This is a genomic window from Corallococcus sp. AB030, assembly GCF_003668965.1.
Lineage (GTDB): Bacteria > Myxococcota > Myxococcia > Myxococcales > Myxococcaceae > Corallococcus > Corallococcus exiguus.
In genome coordinates this window covers 1-9,167 of record NZ_RAWQ01000047.1, presented here as the reverse complement: position 1 = coordinate 9,167, position 9,167 = coordinate 1, and the positions used below count along the sequence as shown (strand labels likewise).

6 protein-coding genes are annotated in these 9,167 nt (G+C 72.5%); 3 read left to right on the top strand and 3 right to left on the bottom strand.

Annotated elements, in window-relative coordinates:
* Positions 1-2: 2 nt before the first annotated feature.
* Complete coding sequence (locus D7Y15_RS14030) at positions 3-5,552, bottom strand: type I polyketide synthase (protein ID WP_121752897.1); 5,550 nt, start codon at positions 5,550-5,552, stop codon at positions 3-5.
* A 202-nt stretch (positions 5,553-5,754) separates the two neighbouring features.
* Positions 5,755-6,330, bottom strand: a complete 576-nt coding sequence (locus D7Y15_RS14025; RefSeq protein ID WP_126933717.1) for a carboxymuconolactone decarboxylase family protein — start codon at positions 6,328-6,330, stop codon at positions 5,755-5,757.
* A 276-nt stretch (positions 6,331-6,606) separates the two neighbouring features.
* On the opposite strand from D7Y15_RS14025, the gene D7Y15_RS14020 reads away from it, so the two are divergent.
* The 3 genes from D7Y15_RS14020 to D7Y15_RS14010 all read left to right on the top strand — a co-directional run bounded on the left by D7Y15_RS14020 (position 6,607) and on the right by D7Y15_RS14010 (position 8,362).
* A complete protein-coding gene (locus D7Y15_RS14020; RefSeq protein ID WP_120553475.1) occupies positions 6,607-7,158 on the top strand; it encodes a carboxymuconolactone decarboxylase family protein in 552 nt (183 codons plus the stop codon).
* Positions 7,155-7,631 (top strand): redoxin domain-containing protein, encoded by a 477-nt coding sequence (locus tag D7Y15_RS14015; RefSeq protein WP_121752896.1) that lies wholly within the window; start codon positions 7,155-7,157, stop codon positions 7,629-7,631. Before D7Y15_RS14020 ends, D7Y15_RS14015 begins: the two co-directional genes overlap by 4 nt.
* An 89-nt stretch (positions 7,632-7,720) precedes the next feature.
* Positions 7,721-8,362 (top strand): RNA polymerase sigma factor, encoded by a 642-nt coding sequence (locus D7Y15_RS14010; RefSeq protein ID WP_121752895.1) that lies wholly within the window; start codon positions 7,721-7,723, stop codon positions 8,360-8,362.
* 7 nt (positions 8,363-8,369) lie between these two features.
* On the opposite strand, the gene D7Y15_RS14005 is transcribed toward D7Y15_RS14010, so the two are convergent.
* On the bottom strand, positions 8,370-9,167 hold a 798-nt coding region (locus tag D7Y15_RS14005; RefSeq protein ID WP_148712763.1), incomplete at its 5' end, for an isopenicillin N synthase family oxygenase.

The window sequence follows — 9,167 nt, the reverse complement described above, 5'->3', positions numbered from 1 at the left end:
GGTCAGGACTCCTTGATGAGCTGGTGGACCTGGACGAGCTCGGCCTCCAACAGCCGCTCGAGCTCCAGGTCGGAAGGCAATGCCGCGTCGGCGGGAACGGCGGGTGCGGCGGGCACGGGCGCTGGCGGGACGACGCGCGCGGGCGTGGACCGGGCCGCTGGGGCGGACGAGGCCTGGCTCAGGACGAACCCCGTCAGCGCCTCCACCGTGGGGTGATTCCAGAGCGCGGTGGCGGAGAGCCGGATGCCGGTGCGCGCCTCGATGCGGTTGCGCAGCTCCAGCGACATGACGGAGTCCATGCCCAGGGTGCGCAGCGGCTGGTCCACGGGGACGCGCGCCGGGGCCAGCTTGAGCACCGTGGCCACCACCTGCCGCAGCTCGTCCTCGGCGCGGGACCGCCGCCGCGAGGGCTCCAGCGCGCCCAGCTCGTCGAACAGCGTCCGGGGCGGAGCGGCGGCCGGCTGGGCCTCGTCATTCCGGGCGACGGCGGGCCGCGCCACGTCGAGCACGCGGACCTTCAGCCCGTCGACGTGGAACAGGGGCTCGCCCGCGTCGGTGAACGCCACCACGTCCACCAGGAACACCGGGCCCTCACCGCCCGGACGGCGCTGCGCGTGGACGTGGAAGGCCCCTTCCGGGAGGCGGTGGAGCGCGAACCCGTCCACCCCGACGCTGATGAGCTGCCGTCCCCGGAACACCAGGCTGGGCGGCAGCGTGGCGATGGAGAGCTGGAGCGCGGAGTCGATGCAGGCCACCCGCGCCAGCTCCGGGTCCACGGAGGCCGCGGGCGGAAGGATGCGCCCCAGCGCCTGCGCCTCGCGGGACCAGACGCAGTCCACGCCACGGAAGGCGGCGCGGTACTCCAGCCCGCAGCCCGCCAGCAGTTCGTAGTACCGCACGGAGTCCAGCAGCATCGCCGCGGAGCCGCGCAGCGAGTCCCGGAGCGCCAGCGCCTCCTGCGCCCGCTCCCGGCCCACCGCCGCCGCGGGCCCCGCGTCCACCAGGGCCCGAGCGTGCGGCACCCACGTGCGGCCCTCGCCCTGGGAGAACACCTGGAGCTCGCGCTGCGCGTCGCGCACGGAGAGCACGGTCTGCACGCGCGGCGCGGGCTCGGAGCCCAATATCAGCGGCTGCGGGAAGGCGATGTCCCGCAGCGCCACGGGCGCGGTCCCCAACGCCTCTTTCGCGGCACCCAGCGCCATGGACAGGAAGACGGCGCCGGGAACCACGGCGTCACCGCCCACGCGGTGGTCGGCGAGGAAGCCGGACACGTCCGCGCCCCACTCGGCCTGCCAGTGGTGCAGCCGCGGCTCCAAGGCGGACGGGAAGTGGCTGCCCAGGAGCCCCTCACCGCTCGGACGGCTGGCGGCGACGGGAGCACGGACCGCGGGCGCCGCGTCCAGCCAGAAGCGCTCGCGCTGCCAGGGGTAGGAAGGCAGCGGCACGCCGGGGCGCCCCGCGCGGGTGACGGCGCTCCAGACAGGCTCCAGGCCTCGCGTGTAGAGCGCCGCCACGGAGCGCAGCAGCGTCTCGCGCTCGGACTCGTTGCGCCGCAGCGACGGCAGCACCTCGCCCGGCTGGTCCACGTCCGCCAGCTCCTGCTCCACGGCGGGCAGCAGGATGGGATGCGGGCTCATCTCGATGAAGACGTCGTGTCCCGCCTCGCGCGCGCGCCGGACCGCCGAGGCGAAGAGGACGGGGTCGCGCAGGTTGCGCACCCAGTAGCCCGCGTCGAAGTCGCGGCCGTCCGTCACCGCGTCCAGGACCGTGGAGTGGATGGGCACCGCCGACGGCGAGGGCTGCACGCCCGCCAGCACCTCCAGCAGCTCGCCCTTCAGCGCGTCCATCTGCGGGCTGTGGGAGGCGACATCCACCTTGACCCAGCGCCAGAAGACGCCGCGGGCCTGGAGCGCCTGGGAGATGACCTCCAGCGCCTGTGGCTGGCCCGACAGCACGGTGGAGCGGGAGCTGTTGCTCACGGCCACGGCGACCTGCGCCTCGTGGCCGCGCAGGACCTCCCGGGCCTCGTCCAGCGTCAGCTCCGCGGCGAGCATGGCGCCCTGCCCGCTCACCCGGCGGAGCAGCTGACTGCGGCGGCAGATGATCCGCGCGGCGTCCGCCAGGTTCAGCGCGCCCGCGACATACGCCGCCGCGACCTCGCCCATGCTGTGGCCGATGACCGCCTTCGGCCGCACGCCCCACGAGCGCCAGAGCGCGGCCAACGCCACCTCCACGGCGAAGAGCACCGGCTGCACCACGTCCACCCGGGCCATCCGCGACGCGGCCTCGGACGCCTCCAGCTCCTCCAGCACGGACCAGCCGGTGAGCGCGTGGATGGCGGCGTCGCACCGCCCGAGCTCCGCGCGAAACGCCGGCTCGTCGCGCAAGAGCTGCCGGGCCATTCCGTGCCACTGCGAGCCCTGCCCCGGGAAGACGAACACCACCGAGGGCGCCTTCGCGAGCGCCGGAGTCACCAGCCGCTCATGGGGCTCGCCCCGGGCGAACGCATCCAGCGCCTGGGCCAGGTCCTCCCCTCCGCGCGCGACCACCGCCAGTCGCTCCGCGTGGTGCGTCCGGCGCAGCGCGGCCGTGGCGGCGACGTCCTCCACCTGCGTCCAGGGCGCGTGGCGAAGCGTCCCGGCCACGCGCGCCGCCAGCTCCCGGAGCGCCTGCGGGGTATGGGCGGACAGCGGCACCAGCGAGTCGCGGGCGACGGGGGCAGCCGCCCCCGCGCATCCCAGACGGAACAGCGTGGCGCGCGCTTCGTACAGGGCCAGCCGCTCGTCCTCGTCCCGCGTGGTGGACGGCAGGACGACAGGGGGCGGCTGCCGGCCCTCGGCGGCCTGCTGCAGGGCTCCCACCAGCACGGGGTGCGGGCTGAGCTCCACCAGCGCGTCCACGCCGTCGGCCACCAGCGACGCGAGCACCGGGGCAAGCCACACCGGCGTGCGCAGGTTCTGGCCGAAGTAGCGCCCGTCCACCTCCGGCCCCTCCATCCGCCGCCGCAGCGCGGTGGAGATCATCGGCAGGCGCGCGGGCTTCGGACGGAGCCCGGCGAGCACCGTCTCCAGCTCCGGGAGGATCTCGTCGATCTGCGGGCTGTGCGCGGCGACGTTCACGCGGATCCGCGCGCACAGCTCCTTGCGGCGCTTCAGCTCCGCGAGGAGCGCGTCGAGCGCGGCCGGGTCTCCCGACAGCACGGTGGACCGGGGGCCGTTGTGGCCGGCCAGCACCACCGCCCCGCCCGTGGCCTCCAGGAGCCCGGTCAGCGCGTCGGGCGGCAGGTTGACCACGGCCATGCCGCCCCGGTCCGCCAGCAGCTTCTGCAGGCGGCTGTAGTGGTGGATGACGAGCGCCGCCTCCTCCAGGTCGAGGATGCCCGCGATGTGCGCGGCGGCGATCTCCCCCAGGCTGTGCCCCACGACGACGTCCGGGGTGATGCCCCAGGCGCGCCACTGCTCCGCCAGGGCCACCTGGAACGCGAAGAGGAGCGGCTGCACCACGTCCACGTCGTCGTAGCGGGCAATGCCCTCCGCCTTGAACAGCTCCTCCCGGAGCGACTGGCCGGAGTGGACCGCCAGGGCCGCGTCCACGCGCTCGAAGGCCGCGCGGAAGGCGTCCTCCGTGAGCAGCATGCGCCGGCCCATGCCCACCCACTGGCCGCCCTGCGGAGCGCAGACGAAGGCCACCTTCGGAGGCCGGCCAGGCGCCGTCCCCAGCGTCACCGTCCCCGCCACGCCGTCCAGGAACCCGCTCAAGCGCGCCACCAGCTCGCCCCGGGTGCGCACGCACACGGTGAGCCGCTCCGGGCCGGAAGCCTCCGGCGCCAGCACCGCGTGGAGCGCGTCGAGCGGCACCCCGGTCCGCAGGGCGTCGAGCGCGCGGCGGGCCTCGGCCTTCAGGGCCTCGGCTCCGGACGCCGCCAGCCCCACCCAGGTGAGCCGCGACGGCGGGGCCTCCTGGAGCACGACGTGGGCGTTGGTGCCGCCCCAGCCGAACGCGCTGACACCCGCCACGGCCAACCCGTCCGGCACCGGCCACGCGCGGGTCTCACGCGAGACCTCCAGCCGGAGTTCCTCGAAGGGGATGAGCGGGTTGGGCCGCGTGAAGTGGAGGCTGGGCACCACCGTGCGCTGCTCGACGCACAGGCAGGCCTTGAGGAAGCCGGCGATGCCCGCGGCCCCCTCCAGGTGGCCGATGTTGGTCTTCACCGAGCCAATGACCAGCGGCGGGCCCTCCCCGCGCGCCTTCGCGAACACGGCCCCGAGCGCGCCCGCTTCAATGGGGTCTCCCAGCGCCGTCCCCGTGCCGTGCGTCTCCACGTAGCCCACCGCGCCGGGCGCCACGCCCGAGCGCGCGTGGACCTGCCGCAGCAGCTTCTCCTGGGCCTCCGGGTTGGGCGCCGTGAGGCCATTGCTCGGCCCATCGTTGTTGCTGCCCGTGGCGCGGATGACGCAGCGGATGGTGTCGCCCGCGGCGAGCGCGGCGGAGAGTGGCTTGAGGACCACCACGCCCCCGCCCTCTCCGCGCCCGAAGCCGTCCGCGCTCGCGTCGAAGGCCTTGCACACGCCGTCCGGCGACAGGCCACCGAAGCGGGAAAGCGCCACCATGGTGTGCGGCGAGGCCATCACGCTGACGCCGCCGACGATGGCCGTGGTGCTCTCCCCCGCCCACAGGCTCTGGCAGGCCAGGTGGACCGCCACCAGTGACGACGAGCACGCCGTGTCGAGGACGAGGCTGGGCCCCTGGAGGCCCAGCACGTACGACAGCCGGTTGGCGATCATGTTGAGCGCCTGCCCGGTGGCCGTGTGCGGCGTGATGCGCCCCGGCTCCGCGCCGCCCAGCTCCGCGTAGTCACGCCAGATGGCGCCGACGAACACGCCCGTCGCCGTCGCGTGCAGCTCGCGCGGGACGATGCCCGCGTCCTCGAGCGCCTCCCACGCCAGCTCCAGGAACAGGCGCTGCTGCGGATCCATCTCCGCCGCCTCGCGCGGAGAGATGCCGAAGAACAGCGGATCGAACCCCGCGATGTCTGGCAGGAACCCGGCGCGGCGCGGCACCGGCGCGCTGCCCCCGCCGCGATCCGCCTGCTGCAGCCGCCCGTCCGCCCAGCGGCCGGAGGGGACCTCCGACACCGCGTCGCGCCCGGTGCGCAGCAGCTCCCAGAACGCGGTGAGGTCCGCCGCGCCCGGAAGGCGGCAGGCCATGCCCACCACCGCGATCGGCTCGTCGCGGGCCACGGAAGGCCCGGCGGCCTCCACGTGAGCCGTGGCGTCCGCGTCACCCGTGGACAGGTGCCGCAAGAGCGCGTCCACGCTGGGGTGGCGCCAGAAGACCGTGGGAGACACCTCGCGTCCGGCCAGCTCCGACAGTGCCCGGCCGAGCGCCACCGCGCCCAGAGAGTCCAGCCCGTAGTGGCTGAAGGGCCGGCGGGAGTCGATCTGCTCTGGCGACAGGCCGTTGCGGCGCGCCAATGCCTCCAGCAGGTGTGACCTGAGCGCGGACAGCACGGACGCGTCCGTCACAGGATCAGAGTTCGTCGGCGCACCCATGGCATTTCCCCCTGTCAGCCCTTCCCCAAGGGCCCGGTTTCCACGTCAGCGCAAGGCAGACCCCACCCGCGCCTGAAGCCACTCAAGACACGACAAGACCGTCACCGCGAACGCGGACTCGCGCGCCAGCGCGAAGGGCCTGGGCGCGAAACATCGGATGTATGGGAGGAAGCCCTGGGACCTGGCCCGGGGCCTCCGAGCACTACGCCTGGCGCGCCGCCGCCCCGGACGGGCGGGTCCACGCGAATTCCTTCAGCGCCGGCTCCAGCTCCACGCCGCCCAGGTGGTTCGCGTAGTTCACCAGCACCTGCTGGGAGAGGGCCAGGATGACGTCGAGCGCGTTGGCGCTCGTGAAGCCCTGGGCCGTGAACCTGCTCCAGAGGTCGTCTCCCACGGTCCCCTTCTCACGGACCACCGTCCGGGTGAACTCCGCGAGCAGCTCCAGCCGTGGATCCGGCAGCGTCGTCCCCGACCGGAGCGCGGCCACGAGCGCATCCGGAACCTGGAGCTTGCGACACAAGAAGCTGTGGAAGGCCATGCAGTACGAACAGTCGTTCTCCCAGCCGATGGTCATGATGACCACCTCGCGCTCCACGGCGCCCAGGGAGGACTGGGCCAGCAGCGGCCCCATCTGCGCGAAGGCCTGCGTCACGCCGGGCGACTCCGCGATGAGCCCCAGCAGGTTCGAACGGAAACCGGCGGACTTCTCCACCGCGGCCAGCACCGGACGGGACTGCTCCGGCGCGCTCTCAATCGTATGAATCCTCAGTCGCCCCAAGACTCACCCTCCCCAAAAATGGAATGTTGGATTCAGTTGACAATGCCACCCCGAGAAATCCGTTTCAACAAAGAATCACATCCATTTCAATTTTCCCTTGCGCACTTCGCACCTGATTTATGGGGATTTTATGTATGATTATTTCTCCAGAAATCACACGTGATTTCATGGACTTACGATTCCCGGAGAAGAATCGACAGGTCCGGCGTAACGCCGGCCTGGGGTCGCGACCTTAATGACTGGCAAGCCGCAATCATGCGGCCTCAGGAGTTCTCAATGTCCCGTCTGAACCTTGTCGACGCTTCGCACGCCACGCTCAAACCCATCAAGGAGAAGCTGGGCGCCAACCTGCCTCCGCCGGTCCGGGTGCTTGCCAATTCGCCCGCGGCGATGAGCGCTTTCTTCGCGCTGCACGGGACGCTGGGCCAGGGGCAGCTGACGCCGCGCGTCCGCGAGCAGATCGCGCTCGCGGTGGGCAACGCGCAGGGCTGCCGCTACTGCGTCTCGCACCACACCCAGCTGGGCCGCAAGACGGGCCTCTCTGATCAGGAGCTGGATCAGGCGCGCTCCGGCAAGGCGCCGGACGCCAAGGTGGAGGCGGCGCTCCAGTTCTCCCGTCAGATCGCGGCGCGGCGCGGCGCGGTGACGGACGCGGAGCTGGCGGCGGTGCGTGCCGCGGGCTGGACCGACGGCGACGTGGTGGAGATCCTGGCGCAGGTCGTCGCCACCACCTTCGGTAACTACCTCAACCACCTGGCCCAGACGGAGATCGACATCCCGCCCGTGGACCTGGTCCCAGCGGCGGTCATCGACGGAATCCACGCGTGACAGCGACCTTCGAGCCCGGGGCCCGCTTTCCCGACCTGGAGTTGCGGGACGGGGCAGGCAAGCCCACGCGGCTGGGCGAGGCCATGGGCGGCGAGGCGGCGGTGGTGTTCTTCCTCCGCAACGCCGCCTGTCCCGTGTGCCGCAACCACTTGAAGACGCTGGCGAAGCGCCAGGGCGACATCGCGGCGAACCAGGCGAAGGTGATCTCGGTCATCCCGGATGGGCCCGAGGAGGCGCGGGAGCTGGCCACCTGGCTGGGGGTGCCGGTGCCGGTGCTGACCAGCGGGACGGGCACGCACGCGGAAGCGGGCCTGGAGCCGATCTTCTGGGGCAAGCTGCAACCGAGCGGCACCGTGCTGCTGGCCCCCTCCCGAGAGGTCGTCTACGGGAGGCAGTCCGCCCTGCCGCCGCTGGGCTTCAACGAGAAGGAGCTGATGACCGCGCTCGCGCGTGGGGCGCATCGCCCGGTTTAGGCGACGGCACAAGTCATCATGCGTCATCCGGGTCTTCCGGCCTTCCCCCTTCGGCGGCCTTCGCCGAAGGGGGTTAGGATGGCGGAGCCATGCCTGATGACAGCTCCCCGGACGCCGCCACCGAGCGCGCCCAGTTCCTTTCCTGGATCACCCTGCTCGTCCACCAGCACCGTGCGCGACTGGTGACGAGCGCGAGGCGCCGGGGTCTGCCTCCCGAGGACGCGCTCGATTGCGTCCAGGACGCCTTCGTCACCTTCCTGCGGATGCCGGAGGCCACGACCCTGTCGGCCCGCTCCAGCGAGGTCGAGCGCCTTCTGTCGACGCTGGTGGCCCACGCCGCGCTGAATCAGCGGCGCAAGCTGGCGCGCCGGGCGCTGCCGACCGAGATCGAATTGTCCGAGGTGGCCTCCGACCTGCCTTCAGCGGACACGCTGGTGGCGGAGGCGGAGGCGCGGGTGAGCCTGGTGCGCTGTGTACAGCAGTTGTCGCAGATGCAGCAGGCGGTGATCCGCCTCCGGCTCCTGGACGAGTGTCCGGGCGAGGAGGTCTCCACGCTGCTGGAGATCTCGCCGGAGAACGCCCGCATCCTCCTGTTCCGCGCGCGCCAGCGCCTGCGGGAGTGCCTGGTGCTGGCGATGAAGGACCCGGGGCCGCCTGACATGGCCGCCGCGGAGACCGCGCCGCGGTCCCTGCAGGACACCGCCAGGGACCAGCGCCTCCGGCAGTCCTGAGCGAGCGCTACAGCACTTCCGCGCGCAGGTCGGGGAACACCTTCCCCACCTTTCCGAGCAGGTAGGCCCCGTACGTGCCCCGGAAAGAGTGCACGCTCTGCCGGTCCCACCGCTCCGCGTGGTCGTCCGCGCCCGCGTCCTTCAAAGCGGGTGAGTCGATGGCCGCGATCTCCGCCGTCCAGTCGGGGTCGAAGAAGAACGGCAGCGACAGCCGGTCACGGCCGGCGCGGTTGAGCACCCGATGCGGCGTGGAGCGGTACACACCGCGCGTCATCCGGTCGAGCATGTCGCCGATGTTGCACACGAACGCGTCCTCCACCGGCGGCGCGTCCACCCACCGCGTGTGCCCGTCCTGGCGCGTCTTCACCTGGAGCCCGCCCGCGTCGTCCTGCTTGAGGATGGTGAGCACGCCGTAGTCGGTGTGCTCGCCCACGCCCCACACCGGCAGCCCTTGCGCGTCCACCTCCGGGCCCGGCGGGTAGTTGAAGATGCGGAACAGCACCGTCGGATCCGCCATGTACCGAGCGGCGAAGAAGTCCGCCTCCAGGTCCAGGCTGAGCGCGATGCCGGACATCAACGTGTGTCCCAGCGACGTCAGCGCCGCCATGTACGCCAGCACCGCGCCGCCCAGCCCGTCCGGCTCAAGGGGGAACAGGTTGGGTCCATGCAGCGGAGTGCCGGCGCGCACGCGAGGGTCGTCCGGCGACAGCTCCGTGCCGAAATACAACCCCTCCTTGCGATCCGGCCGGCCCGACGTGAGCTCCCCGCCCACGGGGAAGAAGCCCCGCCACGCCCTCCCCCCGAG

Bases quoted from the DNA above. Each gene is read 5' to 3' on its own strand.
- D7Y15_RS14030 (WP_121752897.1), bottom strand. From the start codon at position 5,552: ATGGGTGCGCCGACGAACTCTGATCCTGTGACGGACGCGTCCGTGCTG.
- D7Y15_RS14020 (WP_120553475.1), top strand. From the start codon at position 6,607: ATGTCCCGTCTGAACCTTGTCGACGCTTCGCACGCCACGCTCAAACCC.
- D7Y15_RS14010 (WP_121752895.1), top strand. From the start codon at position 7,721: ATGCCTGATGACAGCTCCCCGGACGCCGCCACCGAGCGCGCCCAGTTC.